The organism is Paenibacillus sp. DS2015 (genome assembly GCF_050433705.1).
Classification (GTDB): Bacteria; Bacillota; Bacilli; order Paenibacillales; family Paenibacillaceae; genus Paenibacillus_AQ.
Genome location: NZ_JBNPWS010000017.1, coordinates 1 through 18,972 on the forward strand (window position 1 = coordinate 1; position 18,972 = coordinate 18,972).

Sequence of the window (18,972 nt, forward strand, 5' to 3'; positions counted from 1 at the left end):
ACCATATATTTCTCTCCCCTCGGAGAGTATGTCGGCTATTTGTGGGGAATTTTCAACTGCTGATATTAGGTATTTTACAATTGATGTTCACAATACATCAAGTACCGAGAATTCGTATATAAGGACCTATAGATTCAGGAATTTTTAGATGGATAATTCGAGGAAGACGAATAAATCACCTAACATTGCATTACCACAGCGGTCGCTACGCTCCCTTGGTCACCAAGAGGAAGTTTCGTAGAAGTTAATTCAGGTGACACATCCAACCAGCTAAGTGGCTGAGCCACCCGAACCTACGGTCCTTAAGCCGGTTGGACGTCGTTAATGCGCGAACGTTATGTGTGATTCCTTCAGTGCCAATAACATGTTCCTCATTTGAAATTTATATAAGAATTCTTTGAAAAGCATCATATCAAAAGCTGAGAACAAAAAGGGAGTGAAAATTATGCAAAGAGCATTTATTATATATTTTTCAACTGAAAAGAAAAACAATCTTGATGAATTAAATCAATTATTGTCAGACGGATGGAAGGTACTTAATCAGAAACCAATGAGCAGCAGTAATCAAAGCAATGCTTCAACATCATTGGTAATATTAGAAAAATAAACTTGATAAGTAGAGTTTGAATGTGATTCTTGAATGCAGAATATTATCACTTAGGGTTGATTTAAAACCTGTCAAAAATTATATTTTTATGTAACCCGAGATGGCAGGAACTACACATAGAGTGTTTACGAAAAGCGGAGTCAGGCGGACAACCCTGCGAACTAACTGCGCAGCGGCCGGCACTAAGTGCCTTAAGGTTCTCGGGTTCGTGAATACAAGAACGTTATGCGAAACCTCTGCAGGCTTAATAAAACAATTTTCAGGAGGAATAAATGAATATTAGCGTTATTACTTACAATATTGACGGAGTAACATTTCAACTTAAGGAAGATATTGATTTTAGTTGGCTACAAAAATTAGGTTATGTTTTTGCAGTATTTGATCAACAGGATTCAGGTAATATTTGTTTTGGGGTGGAAAGAGAAGGGCAGAGGAAGTTTGTTAAATACGCTGGAGCCAGAACTGTTGAATATGAAGGAGATCCTACTGAATCAGTATCGAGACTGAAAGGCGCAATTCCAATATATTATGAACTTAAGCATCCAAGTTTAATAGAAATCTTGGATCATTTTAGTGTTGATGGTGGTTATGTTGCGATTTTCAAGTGGTTTACTGGAGAATGCCTTCATTCTCACTGGTCATTTCCACCTCCAGCCAAATACACAAATCCCAATTCTCCTTTTTATAAATATATACACTTATCAATCGAGCAAAGATTAAACTCATTTTGTAAATACTTATCTATTCTGAGATAGTTGTTAGCACACCGTTGGTAAAGTATAGATAATAATCTGATTCACTATCCTTTTCATATACCCACGTACTAGTTGTTCCCCATGAATAAGTATCACTTGATTGACTTTTGTACACTCCCCAAGATAAAGACACCATTTCTGTTGTCATCCCAATACTTATGATCGATTGCTTAATTTCATTCCAATGCTTCTGAGAGAATTTAAATCGTTTAAAAGGGTTGTCATTTTCAACAAAAAAACTTATTCTCGAACCATCATCTTTGATTATTGCTACAAGATTTCTTCCCTTATGGGTCAAATAAACGTTAATGTAATCTGAATCTTCATTTCTTTTCACAGCTGTTACGTCTACCTCTGCTAAATTATCTATACCATCATATATAGGATTTCCTGATAAATCTTCAACATATACATTAGTAGTCCATAGCCACGCCTTTTCTATAATTAAATCTTGGAACTTCTCATAAATGTCATTAATCAAAATCTGTACACTTACTTTATCCGTATTAACAACGATGGATTCTATGTATTGCCTACCCGAATATGAAGTACCATAGTTAACGGAAAGCTCTAACTTAAAAGCGCTCTTCACGAGTTGTAAAGGTATCATTAATCTCCCATCGATAATTTGAGTAGGGATATTAAAAAATTTCTTAACATTATTAATTTTTGCATATTTAGAATTGACCTGTATCTGTACATTTGTACTTAAATAACGTAATGAAATTTCTTTCTTTTCATTTACTAATAACTGTCCACCGATTTCTTTCATAAATTCTGCTGCTGGTATTAAGGTAGTACTTTTGATAATAACACCACTGCTTTTTAATACTGAAGACTTGGCCTGGTCTGCTGATACCATTCCGTTAAAGACAGTGCTAAAAACCATTAAAATTGCAATAATACTAAATATAAACTTCTTCATGGTTACCCCCACTAATAAATTTTCCTAAGCATACCATTATAAGATTAATAGATATATAGAATCTTTGTTAAAAGATGGGGAGTGAGCTATAAGAGCTAGAAGCTTATTAACGGACACAGAAGCTCCTGTTTACCCCCATAATTGGCAAAACACTTAGAATGATGTGAAATAAGATCTATGGTGTCCGTTCAATCGATGTCAAGCACTAATTTTGGTTTGGATCTATTGTTAAAGATAAGAATAAAATTTCTAATTTGCCTTTCTAAAGACCCTACCTTTTATTTAATTTAATCTTGGTTGGGCAAAGCGTTCTTTGATATACTTAAGAATGAAAGGGGATTAGTATGTTCATTCTTATAGGGTTAGTCTTCATCTTGTTATATGGTTTTCTTGTTTTTTATATCGGTTGGAGTGGTTGGAAATGGATGAGGCCGACACTTTCGCTCAAATTCAAAATTCTCTATATCCTCACAATAGTGTTTCTATCCACTTCTTTTATTCTGGCAAGATTCTTTAATAATGTTTATATTAGTGTCATCGGTTCGTATTGGCTAGCTTTATTCAGTTTGCTATTGCTACTATTGCCACTAGTACATATCACAGTTTGGTTGTTGCGACTGACAGTGCTCCCTAGACACCATGTTCAGAAATGGTCTGGATTCATTACTTTAATTGTACTAGTCTCGTTACTTTCATATGGTTCATTTAATGCTTTTAGCCCCATTGTCCGTACCTATGAAATCAACATTACCAAGAAGGTTCAATCCACTCCCTCATTAAATATTGTTATGGCTTCCGATATGCATTTCAATGTTCTCTCAGGGAAGAATCATGCGATTCGAATGGTAGAGGAGATTAACGCATTGAAGCCTGATATAGTTTTATTTCCAGGGGATATCTTTGATGACCAGATTGATCAGTACATTAGCCAAGGTATTGGGCCCATTTTAGCTAAAATACAAGCTCCTTACGGTGTATATGCCTCGTTAGGTAATCATGATAAATACAAAGGTACGATGGCTGAACTCATCGATGTCTTAGAACAAAGTCATATTCAGGTATTATATGATGAAGCCATACAGATCGATGACCGGTTCACCCTTATTGGTAGAAAAGACCACAGTGATCCAGACAGAATCGCACTTTCTGACATTATGCAAGGTCAAGATCCTTCGAAGCCCGTGATCCTTCTAGATCATCAACCTAAAGATTTCGATATTGCACAGCAGCAGGGAATTGATCTTATGGTTTCAGGTCATACACATCATGGACAAATCGCACCGGCGAATCTGATTACTGAGCGCCTGTTTGAGAACGATTGGGGACTTCTCCAGAAAGGTGAATTCCACTCCATCGTAACCTCTGGATACGGGTTTTGGGGTCCTCCCATTCGCATAGGTAGCCGTGCTGAGATCGTACAAATTAACGTTACATTTGGTAAATAATCATCAAGACAGGCAACCATTTCGATAGTGGCTACCTGTGGCATTCCTTCAGTTATGTAGAACAGATCTCCGATGTCCAATCAAAAAGACGACTTTACATTCAAAATTCAAATGTAAAGCCGTCTATTTTAAAAGTTATTAAAAAATGCAGTAGGTTTTTTATTCATGAAGTTTGTAGATTACAGGTTGTCCCATACTAGGAGGCGGAGGATTTACAATTATACGAGCGCGACGCTCATTTAGTTGTGTAAACCTTGAGCAGAAGCCCTCAGATATCTACTTAAGTTTAAAGTATATAAACGACTCTTCATATGGAATACTATAATCTCTATATCTAATTGCAAACAGGCTTTCTTTTCCTTTTAAAACGGGGAGTAACAGTTTACCTGAATATTGATAAGATCTACTTTGTCCGGGATAAAGTTTAACATTGTCACCTAAGATTTTGTCTAGGTTTCTGTCAAGTGAACCATCAAATCCGTAATCAGTTCCTCCAATAATGCTATCTTCACCCTTAACATCTTTAACTCCGAATACAGAAGGCTTCATGAGATTCAAAAATTCATAACCGAATTCTGACTTCTTACCTTTGGTCATAGTAGCATTCTTAACTTTTATACTGAGGTCTAGTAAGACGTAATTGATACCATCTTTGCCGTCAGGTCGTTTGAATCCAAGTTTTTCTACACCCGCATACGAAATGGGTGTAACTTTATTGATTTTCACTGAATACTGAACTTTATAAGAATTGTATTTCTCGTCCTTTAGGTTGTAGATATCAGCATATGTAAACTCCGTTTTTAGCTTGACAGGGTTTGAAAGAGTCCCCTGTTTTTTACTTGAACTAACATTACTTGCTACTACAACACTACTCACCTTTCCAATTTCGCTAACTTTTTCTACATTAGTACTTACTTCCCCGGCCTTGCTCACTTCGGCCCCATAAATAACCGAACTACTACCCACTAAAAATGACAACATCATAGTAACTAATAAAGCCTTCTTACTCAGAAATTTCATAATACACTTCTCCTTACTCTTATTTGATATAAATCTAAGGGTGGTTCCATATAATACAAATTCAACTAGTTGTGTCTAACTTGTAATATATCTTACATAAATACAAATGTAAACCTTAATAATTTGATCTCTGAAGTTTAGCTGAAACTCCTTGAGAGATATGTTAATAGGCATGGTATAACCCTACCGGAACTGTTGTTTCTATATATTGTTATATACTCATTTTTGAATTTAATTTTTAGTGATATAGTAAATGAAACCCAATAATTCGACGCCGACTACAATTTATTAGAAGTCTTCTTTATTAGTGGTTGATTGATCAAGTCCTTTTTATCATTGTACAAGATGAAGGAAAAGAGAGCGCAGTAGTCCTATTATTCTGTTGCGGTATGAAGCTATAAAACATACACTAATATGAAGTGAGAATCTTTAAGTTATAGTATATTTTTGGAGAGAAGAGATGGGTGAATGATACGAGCAGCAGATACAACAATGAAGGGGATAGACATTAGGAGAACAATAATTTTTGTTCTGGGTACATATATTATTTCTACATTATTCTCATTACCGCTGATCTTGGGGAGTATACGGTCGGGAGCTACTTATTATTTTCTTGTTGGACTAGCCAATTTTGGACCTTTTTTTAGTGCTGCGGGAGTAACCTTGTATTTTGAAGGAATACACGGAATAAAGGCTTTATTTAGACGGTTAGTCATGTGGAAATTTTCGATATATCTTTATTTGATTATTATACTCCTGACACCCGTATTGATGATTTCCAGCATATTTTTAGATACTATTTTTATAGGTTCTTTTACAGGTGCATGGATTACTATTCCTGCTACTCTATTAACAGTGATCGTGGCACCATTGGGTGAAGAAATAGGCTGGAGAGGCTTCTTTACGTCCAAATTAATTACATATTTATCTCCTATTACTCTTTCGGTTTTGCTGGGTATAATATGGGCGGGTTGGCATTTGTGGTTATTCTTATTACCAGGACAGTTTGCTATTCATTTACCGTTCCATCTATTCTTATTATCAGCTATCGCAGATACCTTATGGTATACGTGGTTTTTTATGATGGGGAGAGGGAGTGCATTTACTGGATTATTATTTCATACTTCTTATAATTTTAGTTATAGATGTATTAATCTGATGAACGGAAGTTATTTAAATACATATATAATCATGGTAATTATTGAATTGATTGGTGGAATCGTAGTTTGTTTTTATGCAAATAAGAAAAGAAACATACGTCGCTAAGGTGGGACTGAATCAATGATGAGTGATCGAGATTTCCATGATTTTATCATAACGACAATACCCACGGCTCGTGGGAAGGGGCGATGCTAAAAGCATATGCCCAGATCTCTTTTTATATATCAATTCGAGGAGATGTAGCTATGGATTATCGAATGATTAAGAAGGAAACTTTATCAGTATATGATATCGATCGTGGTTTACTGCCGATCAAGAAGAGCAGTTGACAGCCATACCGTAATTTTGATTACTATTCTTAATAGAACTGGGCTTAAGTAAATCTGAATTGCATTATCCCCATACACTAGACAGTGAAAAAGAGTTCATGATATTTTGGACTTAACATTGTTATAATTAACCGATAGACAACATGGGGGGCACGGTGATGGTCAGGAAACTATACAAAAATTATTTTAAAAACAACGTGTTCTTGAAAATGATCCTGCTTTATTCCGGCATTACGATCATTACAATTATTACCTTATCCTATTTGATGTTCCGCTCTATGTCTCAATCTATCGTAGAGAAAGAACTTGATATCCAGAAGAATGCGATGGAGAGTGTGAGTCAGTACCTAGACGCTAAGTATGTCGCTGTAAAAGACATGACGATAGCTACTTACCGCAATGAGTCATTGTCTAGTAATCTGTCGTATTTCTTGACACATCCATTTCAAGAGTATGCTCAACATAAGTTGGATCAATATTATAACGACAATGAAGACAAATCGACGGATGTGCTAGAATTTCTAAAAGGTCAGCTTAACAACGATGCGGATATACGGAACTTAATGTTATATAGTGCGGATCAGCAGAATTTATTCACCTTTGATCAGAATAAGCAATTTAATATGGTTTCGACAAATGCTGCTCATTCGTATATTCCCGATGTTATGGCGCAGGAGAGTAAGCATATTTCTCTGCCCAACGTGTGGGTTCGCAAAGCGATTAACCAGTGGGATTCGCGTCTATTCTCCGTCCGTGTACCGCTAAATGATAAAATGACGTTGAAAAATATAGGTCAATTATTAGTTTTTTATGATGCTGATAAGATTTCGAATGTACTGTCTAGTTATAAAGGTAAATTAAAAGGCAATATTGCAATTATATCGGTTGATGGGGGGGTATTGTATGACTCATCCTCTCAATATTATGAGACAAGTTATCCTTATGCAGATCAATCTGCTCTCTACAGCGACAAAAGTACCAAGCCGGCAGATAAGGAGATGTATATTAATAAGCTAATCTCCAACGAGGGTGGATATATCGTAATTGGTGTTGTACCAAAGAATGTTATTTCACAAGCTTACAATGGGTTGAGGAATACAATTATTATGATCAGTGCAATTTGTATTATCATCTCTATTGTTATTCCATCACTGTTCGTAGCTAATTATGCAAAGCGGACAAATGGAATAATTAAGTTCACACGGAAGGTGAAGAACGGTGATTTGAAGGCTCGAATTGAGGATAATGGTGAAGACGAACTCGGACAAATATCGAAGAGTTTCAACTATATGATGGATGACCTCAATCTCTACATCGATAGGGTATTTAAAGCGGAGATCAAGCAAAAGCATACAGAATTGGCGGCACTACAAGCAAGGATTAACCCTCATTTTCTATATAATACGCTTGAGGTTATCCGTATGCGAGCTATTTCTCAGGGGGCTGGTGATGTGAGTGAAATGATCTACATCCTATCTGTGTTGTTCAAAAGCCTTGTTCAGCAGAAGGAGATTCACTTATTCAAAGATGAACTGGAAGCATGCCGTCTTTATCTAGAACTGTTCCGAATTCGATTTAAGGATAAGTTCTCTTTCCAAATCGAAATCGATCCGATTCAATCCTTGAGAGTCGTTATGAAGATGTCACTGCAACCACTGATTGAAAATTACATCGTACATGGAATTAGAACTGAACGCATGGATAATCATCTATCGATTCGGGTGTTGCAGGAAATAGGATTCATCAAGGTAACTATTGAGGATAACGGACGAGGAATTGATCCGCAAAGGCTTGCACAAATAAAAGATTCACTGGACAAGCCGGAAGAAGAAGGAGGGTCATTCGGATTACGTAGTGTGCATACTCGTCTGAAATTATTATATGGTCCGTCTTATGGGATTGATATACAGAGTGAATTAGACAACGGGACGACGATAATCGTACGGTTTCCCGATATGGAAGGGAAAGGGAATCAGTATGTATAAAGTACTTATTGTTGATGATGAACCATTTATTCTTGAAGGATTGTATAACATTATTAATTGGGAAGATTTCGGAATGGAAATTGTTGGGCATGCAGAGAATGGGCATCTGGCAATGGATATTCTTAGACATACGCCTGTAGATCTGCTAATTTCAGATATCTCCATGCCAGTCATGAATGGGCTCACGTTGATTAGTAGTGCTCGAGAGATCCAACCTAATCTACTTGCGATCATACTTAGTGGGTTCAGTGAATTTAATTATTTGAAAGAGGCTATGAAGCTTGGGATTGAGAATTACTTACTGAAGCCCATAAATATTGAAGAGTTGAAGTCTACACTACAAACTGTGGTAGAGAAGTTGAATCTTTTAGTTGTGGAACAGTGGTTTGATAGTAAGGGCGTGCAAATACTAAAAGATAATATACTACACCGCTGGCTGAAGGGTTATATGGCTACGACGGAGTTCAATGAGCGGGCAGATATTCTTGGGATTCAACTTAAACGCCCTTTGGCTTCGGTGTCAATTATACGGAGTGAGAAGGCAGGCGACGAGGTATTCGACTTGATTGCGAAGTTGCTGGATACCGATGATTCATTCACACCATTTCGTGATATTGACGGGGACATCGTTATTCTTTCCACAATGGAGGTAATGGAAGAAAAGAAGTTGAAAGAACATCTAGAGGATATACATGGGCGTCTTTCTGCGATCAGTCCTGTTCGAATCTCTATGGGTAGTGTAGGATTTTCACTTCAGCATGCTTCTCGAAGTTATGTTGAAGCTAAAAAGGCATTGGAGTATTTCCTTATCTATCCTGAATGCTTGATTATGGATTATAGTGAACTTCCGCTTAGTGAAGGACCATTCAAATCGGTATTTCCTATAGACTGGCCAGAATACGTCAAGCTTATTTTGGCGAAAGAGACGGAATGTCTAGAAGAGCGAATCTGGGAGGATTTCGAAGAGATTCAGAGACTGGAAGGCATGACACCAACCCGTTTACAGGATATCGCTCTTGAAGTGATTATCCGATTCAAAATGGAACTAAAGGGAATTAATCGTAAGGAAGAATCTGAACCATTCACTTTGGGTTTTACGAAGGTTAGGGAAGCGGATAAGGGAACTGATCTGATCAAAGCGATCCAAGAGGTGGCTGTTTCCGTTATCGATGCGTTGGTTAGAGATGTGAAGAACCCGGTTGTTCAGCAGGTGCTGAAGGAAATTCATGAGAACTATGCTGGAGAGTTCTCCCTCAAGACATTAGGCACAGCCTACAATATCCATCCAGTGTATTTAGGTCAGCTGTTCCATAAGGAGACGAACGAGACGTTCACCGGATACATTAATAAATATCGCATAGAAATGGCCAAGGAGCAGCTTAAAACAACCCATTTGAAAGTTCATGAAATAGCTTCGAACGTAGGTTATTTAGAAAGCGGATACTTTTATAAACAATTTAAAAAGTATGTCGGAATTTCTCCGATTGAATATAAAGGGTTACTCTAGTATTTTAATTAAAATATTAGGGTTATAAGGATATATGAGGTACAAATTCAGTTTTATCTTATATTTTCGCGAAAATGGTTGTGCTGTCCTTATAAGGATGGGACAACCGTTTTTTCTTGTAAGAGTACATTATTTTCTTTAATTCCTACACGATTTATTAAGTTTCTCCTCTATTTGAAAGTGCTTACATGGACTAAAGTAAAGATAGCCGTTAAGCAAAGTGTGATATGCGAACAGAGTGTATAAAGATCAGCGAACTTACTGTAATGGCAATGGATGGATTTGTTGAGAAACACTACAGAACAGAGGGGGAACTATAAGATGAAGATGAAAAAGAGCTTTACGATTATGCTTGCCACGTTGATGGCTTGTACATTGACGCTTAGTGCATGTGGAGGGAATAAAGATAATAGTGCTAGTAACGGTGGAAGTGGAAGTGCCGAGAAGCCTGTAGAGCTGATTTGGTATACCATTGGTGCACCACAGAAGGATACAGACCTTGTTCTAGCCGAAGTGAATAAATATACGAAAGAAAAAATAAACGCTACCGTGAAGATGAAAATGATCGACTACGGTGATTATTCCCAAAAAATGCAGGTGATGGCGGCATCTGGTGAGCCAATGGATATTCTATTCACCAGCTCATGGGCCTTCGATTATGTACAGAATGCTAGAAAAGGTGCATTTACGCCTATTGATGATCTCTTGACTAAGCAAGGTAAGGGAATTACCGAAACACTGGATCCAGCATTCCTTGAAGGTTCTAAAGTGGATGGTAAGAACTATGGCGTTCCAGCCAACAAAGAGCTACCAGCATTGGAAGTATGGCGTTTCAACAAGGAACTCGTAGATAAATATAAACTAGATATTAGCGGTGTTAAATCATTAGAGAGTGCAGAGCCACTTCTCAAAACGATCAAAGAAAACGAGCCTAATGTTACGCCATTTGCTATTAACAAGGACTACGTTCCGTTGATGCCTTTCGATTACCTAATCGAGAAAATGCCGATGGCAGTAAAACTGGATACAACAGACTATAAAGTTCTAAACATGTTGGAAACCCCTGAATTGAAAGCTAGCCTTGCTACGATGCATAAGTACTACAAAGCAGGATATGTTTCACCAGAAGCAGCTACAACGACTTCAACAGATGATCTGATCAAGACTGGGAAATGGCTCACGGACCGTGCTTCTACTCAGCCGCTTGCAGATAACCAATGGTCAGCTAGTTATGGCTATCCGGTAGTATCCACTCCAGCGGGAGATTCTATCGTGTTTAACTGGTCCGTTATGGGTTCCATGCAGGCAATCTCAGCAAACTCGAAGAATCCTGAGAAAGCTATGGAATTCCTAAATCTACTGAATACGGATAAGTATCTCCGTAATCTGTTGGATTCCGGTATCGAGAAAGTTCATTATGAAAAAGTCGGCGATAATATGATGAAGAATTTAGCGGAATCTAAAAACTATGATATCCCTACATTCTCAATTGGTAACGTTCTACTTACTTATTTGAACGAGGGTGACCCTGAGAACAAATGGGATGAATTCAAAACGTTTAATGACGCAGGTAAAAATGCACCTTTGCTAGGGTTCAACTTTGACACTTCGAAGATCACAAATGAAGTTGCAGCTGTGATGAACGTTAAAGAAGAGTTCTGGTCCTCGCTAATGACAGGTACCGTTGATCCAGATGTATATTTACCGAAAGCGATGGAGAAATTCAAAGCTGCCGGATTAGACAAAATTATGGTTGAAGCACAAACACAAGTTGACGCATGGGTAGCATCTAAGAAGTAACAAGCACAGGAAGTTTGAATCAAAAAGAACCGGGTGCTTTCTAATTTCACCTGGTTCTTTTTTTTATATCGTTTTAACTCAAGTGGGAGGGATAATTATGATCGGTGGATTTCTAAAGAATCTTTTCAAGAATAAAGTCATGTTGCTTATGGTATTGCCCGGCACACTCTGGTTCCTCTTCTTTGCCTATCTGCCAATGTTAGGAACGATTATTGCCTTTAAGCAGTATCGTTACAGTAAAGACGGATTTTTGGCCAGTATTGTGGAGAGCAAGTGGGTGGGATTGGATAATTTCAAATTCCTGTTCAGTACGAATGATGCTTATATCATTACAAGAAATACGTTACTATATAACGTTGCATTTATTACGTTAGGTCTGATCTTGTCCGTAATTCTTGCTGTGATATTGTCTGAAATTGCGAATAAAAAGCTCGCTAAAGTGTATCAGACAGGGATGTTCCTACCTTACTTCTTATCATGGGTTGTAGTCGGTTATTTTGCATTCAGCTTTCTGAGTATGGACCGGGGGATGCTGAATCAAATTACAGGATGGTTTGGGATGGATCCAATTCAATGGTACTCTGATCCGAAATACTGGCCTTATTTCCTAGTTTTTATCTTTCTATGGAAGGCCGTTGGTTACAATAGCGTCGTCTATTTGGCAGCAATAATGGGGATTGATAGATCACTTTATGAGGCTGCAATGATTGACGGAGCCAGTAAGTGGCAACAAATTCGTAGTATTACGATCCCTATGCTGAAGCCGATCATTACGATCATGACGTTGCTTGCTATCGGGAAAATATTCTATGCCGATTTCGGGTTGTTTTATCAGGTTCCGCGAAATTCAGGTACACTGTACAGCGTGACTAACGTTATTGATACCTATGTATATCGTGGACTTAAAACGACGGGTGAAATCGGAATGAGTACAGCTGCTGGATTATATCAATCTGTTGTTGGTTTCATTCTTGTTATGACTTCGAACTATATTGTACGTAAAGTGGATAAAGATAGCGCCTTATTCTAGCACCTATGGAGGGAGTGAGTACTGTGTCAAAAAGAAAATCAAACGAAAAAGACATCCATCGCCTTAGAGGTACTTGGAATGTAGTATTCAATTTAATCGCCGGCATTTTTGCTTTCCTCTGTATATTTCCCTTTCTGTTTGTTGTCATCATTTCCTTTACAGATGAGGGGGCACTGGCACGAGATGGCTATCGATTGATTCCGTCCCAGTGGAGTCTGGAGGGGTACAGGTACGTATTCCAGAATGGAGAAGCACTGTTGAATTCCTACGGTGTGACAATTTCGGTCACGGTCGTTGGAACCCTGTTGAGTCTCTTTATCACTGCGTTATATGCCTATGCTCTATCTAGAAGAAGCTTCAAATATCGTAATTTTTTCGCCTTTTTTGCTTTCTTTACGATGTTATTTAATGGTGGGTTAGTACCTACTTACATTGTCGCCACTCAATTGTTGGGACTGAAGGATTCGTTTTGGGCCTTAGTTTTACCACTTGCCCTCAATGCGTTCTATATTATTATTTTACGTACCTTTTATACGACTAGTGTACCGGAAGCTCTTGTTGAAGCAGGTAAAATTGATGGGGCAGGAGAATTCCGCATATTCTTGACAATAGTGCTACCGCTTTCCCTACCGGGCCTTGCAACGATAGGGTTATTCAGTACACTTGGTTACTGGAATGATTGGTTCAATGCATTGCTCTATATCGACAACCCAAATCTAGTACCGCTGCAGTCGATGCTGATGCGGATCGAGACGAGTATGCAGTTCATCCTTCAAAATTCACAGAATAGCTCATTAAGTTTGGGTGCTATGCAAAATATGCCTCAGGATACTTCACGAATGGCGATGGTTGTGATTGCGACTGGACCAATTATCTTCGCATATCCTTTCTTCCAACGTTACTTCATTCAAGGTCTGACGATCGGTGCTGTTAAAGAATAAACTTATATATAGAGGAGAGATTGGAGCTATGATCTACCAAGACAGAAGTATTCCAACTGAAGAACGGGTAGAGCATCTACTCGGTCTTATGACTATAAAAGAAAAAGTTGGCCAGCTCATTCAGCCTTTTGGTTGGCAGACTTATGAACATAGTGAAGGTGAAGTTGTTCTCACAGAGGCTTTCAAAGCTCAAGTGGAGGACGGAGGTGTCGGTTCACTGTACGGTGTACTACGCGCTGATCCATGGACAGGTGTTACGCTGGAATCAGGGCTTTCTCCGAGAGAAGGTGCTGAGGCAGTTAATGCGATCCAGAGATATGCTATTGAGCATTCGCGCCTCGGTATTCCCATTCTGATTGGCGAAGAATGTTCACATGGACACATGGCCATTGGAGCAACTGTTTTTCCGGTACCGTTGTCAATCGGCAGTACATGGAACGTGGATTTATACCGTGAAATGTGCCGAGCTGTAGCTAGGGAGACAAGGAGTCAAGGAGGAGCGGTAACTTATTCTCCAGTGCTTGATGTGGTCCGTGATCCAAGATGGGGACGAACGGAAGAATGCTTCGGAGAGGACCCGTACTTGATCAGTGAGTTCGCTGTTGCCTCGGTAGAGGGACTTCAGGGTGAACGTCTGGATAGCGAGGACAGTGTGGTCGCAACATTGAAACACTTCGTTGCTTATGGCAGTTCAGAAGGTGGAAGAAATGCGGGTCCTGTTCATATGGGACTTCGAGAATTACTTGAGGTAGACATGCTACCGTTTAAGAAAGCTGTCGAAGCAGGGGCCCTATCAATTATGCCTGCGTACAACGAAATTGATGGTATTCCTTGTACGGTAAATACGGAATTACTTGAGTCTATTCTCCGCTCGGAATGGGGATTTGATGGTATGCTAATTACCGACTGTGGTGCAATTGACATGTTGGCATCCGGGCACGATACGGCGGAGGATGGTATGGACGCGGCAGTGCGAGCGATTTCAGCCGGAATTGACATGGAGATGTCTGGTGAAATGTTTGGTCGATATTTACTGGAAGCTGTTCGTCAGAATAAACTTGATCCAGCAGTGTTGGATCAGGCTGTACGGCGGGTACTCACACTGAAATTCAAGCTCGGCCTGTTCGAACAACCCTATGCTGATCCAGACAAAGCTGCCAAGATCATCGGTTGTGAGGAGCATGTCAGGCTTGCACGGCAGACGGCTTCGGAAGGGATTATTCTTCTGAAGAATGAAGGGAATACGCTACCTTTATCTAAGTCAGTCGGCAAGATTGCTGTGATCGGACCGAATGCAGACCAGGGATATAATCAACTGGGTGATTATACATCGCCACAGCCGCGTTCCAAAATAGTTACTGTACTGGAGGGCATCAGTAATCATTTACAGAATAATTCTGATCGTCTCTTGTATGCTCCGGGTTGCCGGATTAAAGATGGCTCTAAGGAAGGTTTTGAATATGCACTAACTTGTGCAGGGCAGGCCGACACCGTTGTTATGGTGGTTGGAGGATCAAGCGCTCGCGACTTTGGTGAAGGAAGTATCGACTTGAGGACGGGGGCCTCCAAGGTGACGGAGCATTCTTGGAGCGATATGGAATGCGGTGAAGGTATTGACCGGATGACCCTCGAACTTGCAGGGGTGCAGCTAGAACTGATTCAGGAAATTCATAGACTAGGCAAGCCAGTTGTTATTGTCTATATTAATGGAAGACCCATAGCTGAGCCGTGGGTAGACGATCATGCTCACGCTATTCTGGAGGCGTGGTATCCAGGACAGGAAGGTGGAAACGCCATTGCTGACATATTGTTCGGTGAGGTAAATCCATCGGGTAGGCTCACGATCTCTATTCCTAAACATGTAGGACAGCTTCCCGTTTATTATAACGGCAAGCGTTCACGCGGCAAGCGGTATCTAGAGGCAGATTCGCAGCCTAGGTATCCGTTCGGGTATGGTCTAAGTTACACGGAATTCAGCTATACAAATTTATCAGTAACAGCAGATACAATGACCCCGGAAGGAAGCGTAACCGTTGCAGTTGAATTGACGAATACAGGTCCGGTTGAAGGTTCAGAAGTTGTTCAATTGTATATCACGGATGTCGTCAGTACAGTTACAAGACCAGCAAAAGAGCTGAAGGATTTCTGCAAGGTTGCCCTGCAGCCTGGTGAGTCCCGGACGGTAGAATTCACAATTTCAGCACAGCACTTACAATGTATTGGTATGGATTATAAGCCTGTTGTTGAAGAAGGGTTGTTCCGGATACATGTAGGTAGGAATGTGAATGACACGCTAAGTACTGATCTAATGGTTAGGGAGGTTCTATAATATGGAACGTATTACACGATTTATTCGCGAATTGTCCGAGAATCAATGGCTCGAACAGTCGGAACTCAGTAACTGGGAGATTACCCGGACGACCTACAAACTGCCAGGGGAGTATGAAGATCGTGCTCTATACCCTGAGGGAAATGGATTGACCCATTTTCCTAGTGTGCAGGGGACGACCTACTTCTTTAGACAAGTTGTTGAGCTGTCGGAAGACTGGATGAATGGCGAAGCGGGCTTGTTGTTTGAATCGGGTGGAGAGGGTTTGCTCCGTATAAATGGATTGTCGCGTCAGGGACTTGATCGGAATCATACTTACGTAACGTTAAATCCGATATTACAGCATTCAGAAACCACCGTAAGAACCCTAGAATTAGAAATTGAATTATATGATCCGATTCCCGAACCAGTAGATCCTCTTAATCAGCAGGCCGTTATTCAGCCGCCGATTCGCTCGGTACGTAGTCTGCTTGTATTGCCTAATCTTCCGGTTCAAAGCCTGATGTATACGGTAACAGTGATCCGAGCATCTAGCGTTCTTTTACCAGAACAGGATTTCCGTCGTAATCGACTGATTCAAACGCTGTATGAAGCGATGGACACTTTTGTTGCGATGGACGAGAAGGAAATACGGGAAGGTAGTACAATCATATTGTTAGAAGAGAAATTGAAGCTACGTGTAAACGAGATTGGTGGGAATTCCGAAGGGATTCAGCATATGGTTGGGCAGTCGCATATTGACATTGCCTGGTTGTGGCCGGTTCGAGAGACGGTCCGCAAGACCAGCCGTACATTCTCCACTATTGATGCATTGATGAGCGAATATTCCGATTTCAAGTATGCGCAGAGCCAACCACTGCTCTTTTCTTTTCTCAAAGAGAACGACCCGGAGCTGTATGAACGGGTCAAAGCAAGAATTGCAGAAGGGCGCTGGGAACTCGTTGGTGGGATGTGGGTCGAGCCGGATCTGAATATACCAAGTGGTGAATCACTTATGCGACAGATGCTCTATGGACAACGTTTTTATAAAGAAGAATTCGGGATGACTTCTGATATTGAGTGGCTTCCGGATACGTTCGGATATTGTGCTTCGCTGCCTCAAATCTTGAAGCATGGCGGTGTGAACTATTTCATGACCACCAAACTGGGTTGGAACGACACCAACGTATTTCCATATGATCTGTTTCATTGGGTTGGAATCGATGGAACACCGATGCTTTCATATCTCAATCATGGAGTCAATGAGAATACGATGCCTAAGGATATCCATGATCATTGGCAGTCCTATAGGCAAAAAGATAACCATGATGAACAAATGTTATTGTACGGACACGGTGATGGGGGCGGCGGTGTAACCCGAGAAATGCTTGAATACATAGAGCGTGGTGAGCTGATGGTAGGCCAACCGGAGGTCCGATATAGCACAGCAGCAGATTTCTTCGGCGCGATAACAGAGCAGGATCCAAAGTTGCCACAGTGGCGAGGAGACCTGTACTTGGAGCTTCACCGTGGAACCTACACGACGCATGGACGGAATAAGAGAAGCAATCGTAAGGCTGAAATATTGTATCGTGAAGGGGAAGTTTGGAGTACTTTGGCGGCACCATTGCTGACACAGGCAGAAGAGCGTGAAGTCCAGGGCATCCTTCACGAGGGATGGAAATTGATTTTACTGAATCAATTTCATGATATTATACCAGGCTCCGCTATTACGGAAGCCTACGAAACATCTGAGAAAGAATATACGCAAATTTTCGAAAAAGGAAACAGTGGTCTTCAGTATGGACTAAATAAACTTGTTACTGATATAACAACGGAAGGAACAGGTACCCCATATCTAATCTTCAATAGCTTGGGTTGGGAGAGGGATACTGTTGTTGAGAGCGAAATAACAAGTGATAAAACGTGTGCTACATTCTATAATCATGAAGGTGAACGTCTGGATACTGATATGATACGTGGAGAAAATGGAGACAACGATAAATTGTCGGTCCGTGTATCTGGTATTCCGGCATTTGGATATAAGATAGTATGGCTTAGAGATGAAGAAATGATTGTCTCACCTGAGGCTACGGATCGACCGCTGGTAGATCACTGGGAGACGGCATTCTACAGCGTTCGCTTCAACGATAATGGGGAAATGGTAAGCTTGTTCGACAAGTTGGCCCAGAGGGAAATCGTGAAGGCTGGTGAACTGGCCAATCGTTTTTATTTCTACCATGACAGACCTACACTTTGGGATGCTTGGGATATCGACCCACGATATGAAGAACAGCGAGCAGGCGAAGCGGTGTTGCTTGAGAAGAAGCTGATTATGACCGGAAGTACACAAGATATTCTTAGGTTCCGCTGGCAGCTTCATCAATCTGAAATCACGCAAGATATCGTATTTTACCATCACGATTCTCGCATTGACTTTAAGACGCATGTTCGTTGGAATGAGTCACACAAGCTACTCAAAGTAGGCTTCCCAGTTGACATTGTGACGGAGAAAGCGACGTATGAGATTCCTTTTGGTGCGCTAGAACGACCAACACACCGCAACACGAGCTGGGAGCAGGCGCAGTATGAAGTTTGTGGCCACCGCTTCGCTGACGTGTCGGAAAGAGGATATGGTGTCAGTCTGTTGAATGATTGTAAGTATGGTTATGATGTTCAAGGCAGTACCCTTCGGTTGTCACTATTACGGGCACCTAAGTGGCCTGATATAACCGCTGATTTGGGTGAACATGAATTCACTTACTCGCTATATCCACATGCTGGAGATTGGAGAACTGCCCAGACGGTAAGGAAAGCAGCCGAACTTAATCACGTGATGCCTGTTGTTGTTAGCGAACCAAGGAAGGGAACGCTACCATCTTGCTTATCGTTCATTCCTTTCAAGAGTCAAGAAGTGGTATTGGATACCATTAAACCCGCAGAAGATGGTCATGGTGTCATTCTTCGGTTCTATGAATCTTCGGGTGGACGCGAGAATGTATCACTAAGTTGGCCTTATGCGCTTACGAATGTTTATGTATCGAACGCCCTTGAGGAACAATTTGAAGAACTGGAAATGATCGATGGAACCATTAAACTTCAATTTACCCCATATGAAATTAAGACTTTGAAATTAATCCCTAACTTATCATAAAGGAG

Annotated in this window: 13 protein-coding genes and 1 pseudogene; 12 read left to right on the forward strand and 2 right to left on the reverse strand. The window is 40.3% G+C overall.

Translation table 11 applies throughout. The features are described from left to right. Positions 1–445: 445 nt before the first annotated feature. A complete protein-coding gene (locus J2T13_RS15230) occupies positions 446–607 on the forward strand; it encodes a hypothetical protein (RefSeq protein ID WP_429372707.1) in 162 nt (53 codons plus the stop codon). Positions 608–879: 272 nt separating this feature from the next. Next, positions 880–1,332 (forward strand): annotated as a pseudogene (locus J2T13_RS15235) (serine/threonine protein kinase); the annotation flags it as partial. A gap of 16 nt (positions 1,333–1,348) precedes the next feature. On the opposite strand, the gene J2T13_RS15240 reads toward J2T13_RS15235, so the two are convergent. Continuing rightward, positions 1,349–2,287, reverse strand: a complete 939-nt coding sequence (locus tag J2T13_RS15240) for a stalk domain-containing protein (protein WP_429372709.1) — start codon at positions 2,285–2,287, stop codon at positions 1,349–1,351. Between the two features lie 344 nt (positions 2,288–2,631). Here J2T13_RS15240 and J2T13_RS15245 point away from each other — a divergent pair, with 344 nt between their 5' ends. Next, positions 2,632–3,732, forward strand: a complete 1,101-nt coding sequence (locus tag J2T13_RS15245; RefSeq protein WP_429372711.1) for a metallophosphoesterase — start codon at positions 2,632–2,634, stop codon at positions 3,730–3,732. 276 nt (positions 3,733–4,008) lie between these two features. Here J2T13_RS15245 and J2T13_RS15250 read toward each other — a convergent pair whose 3' ends face one another. Next, the gene (locus J2T13_RS15250) at positions 4,009–4,752 is read right to left on the reverse strand and encodes a hypothetical protein (RefSeq protein WP_429372713.1); all 744 of its coding nucleotides are present in this window, start codon (positions 4,750–4,752) and stop codon (positions 4,009–4,011) included. 468 nt (positions 4,753–5,220) lie between these two features. On the opposite strand from J2T13_RS15250, the gene J2T13_RS15255 reads away from it, so the two are divergent. From J2T13_RS15255 to J2T13_RS15295, 9 genes are all read left to right on the forward strand, one after another. After that, on the forward strand, positions 5,221–6,018 hold the full coding sequence (locus J2T13_RS15255) for a CPBP family intramembrane glutamic endopeptidase (protein WP_429372715.1): 798 nt from the start codon (positions 5,221–5,223) through the stop codon (positions 6,016–6,018). Between the two features lie 83 nt (positions 6,019–6,101). After that, positions 6,102–6,242 carry a hypothetical protein gene (locus tag J2T13_RS15260; RefSeq protein WP_429372717.1) on the forward strand — a complete coding sequence of 47 codons (141 nt, stop codon included), beginning with the start codon at positions 6,102–6,104 and terminating at the stop codon, positions 6,240–6,242. Positions 6,243–6,400: 158 nt separating this feature from the next. Further along, positions 6,401–8,227 (forward strand): sensor histidine kinase, encoded by a 1,827-nt coding sequence (locus J2T13_RS15265; RefSeq protein ID WP_429372719.1) that lies wholly within the window; start codon positions 6,401–6,403, stop codon positions 8,225–8,227. Beyond that, the gene (locus J2T13_RS15270; RefSeq protein ID WP_429372721.1) at positions 8,220–9,734 is read left to right on the forward strand and encodes a response regulator; all 1,515 of its coding nucleotides are present in this window, start codon (positions 8,220–8,222) and stop codon (positions 9,732–9,734) included. The genes J2T13_RS15265 and J2T13_RS15270 overlap by 8 nt, the downstream gene beginning before the upstream one ends. 321 nt (positions 9,735–10,055) lie before the next feature. Continuing rightward, positions 10,056–11,534: an ABC transporter substrate-binding protein gene (locus tag J2T13_RS15275; protein WP_429372722.1), complete on the forward strand. Its 1,479-nt coding sequence runs from the start codon at positions 10,056–10,058 to the stop codon at positions 11,532–11,534. 97 nt (positions 11,535–11,631) lie between these two features. Beyond that, the gene (locus J2T13_RS15280; RefSeq protein ID WP_429372724.1) at positions 11,632–12,564 is read left to right on the forward strand and encodes an ABC transporter permease; all 933 of its coding nucleotides are present in this window, start codon (positions 11,632–11,634) and stop codon (positions 12,562–12,564) included. A gap of 5 nt (positions 12,565–12,569) precedes the next feature. Further along, entirely contained in the window at positions 12,570–13,505 is a 936-nt protein-coding gene (locus J2T13_RS15285; protein WP_429372726.1) for a carbohydrate ABC transporter permease, read from the forward strand. A 28-nt stretch (positions 13,506–13,533) separates the two neighbouring features. Continuing rightward, complete coding sequence (locus J2T13_RS15290; RefSeq protein WP_429372728.1) at positions 13,534–15,834, forward strand: glycoside hydrolase family 3 N-terminal domain-containing protein; 2,301 nt, start codon at positions 13,534–13,536, stop codon at positions 15,832–15,834. A 1-nt stretch (position 15,835) separates the two neighbouring features. Beyond that, complete coding sequence (locus J2T13_RS15295; RefSeq protein WP_429372730.1) at positions 15,836–18,967, forward strand: alpha-mannosidase; 3,132 nt, start codon at positions 15,836–15,838, stop codon at positions 18,965–18,967. The last annotated feature ends 5 nt before the right edge of the window (positions 18,968–18,972 follow it).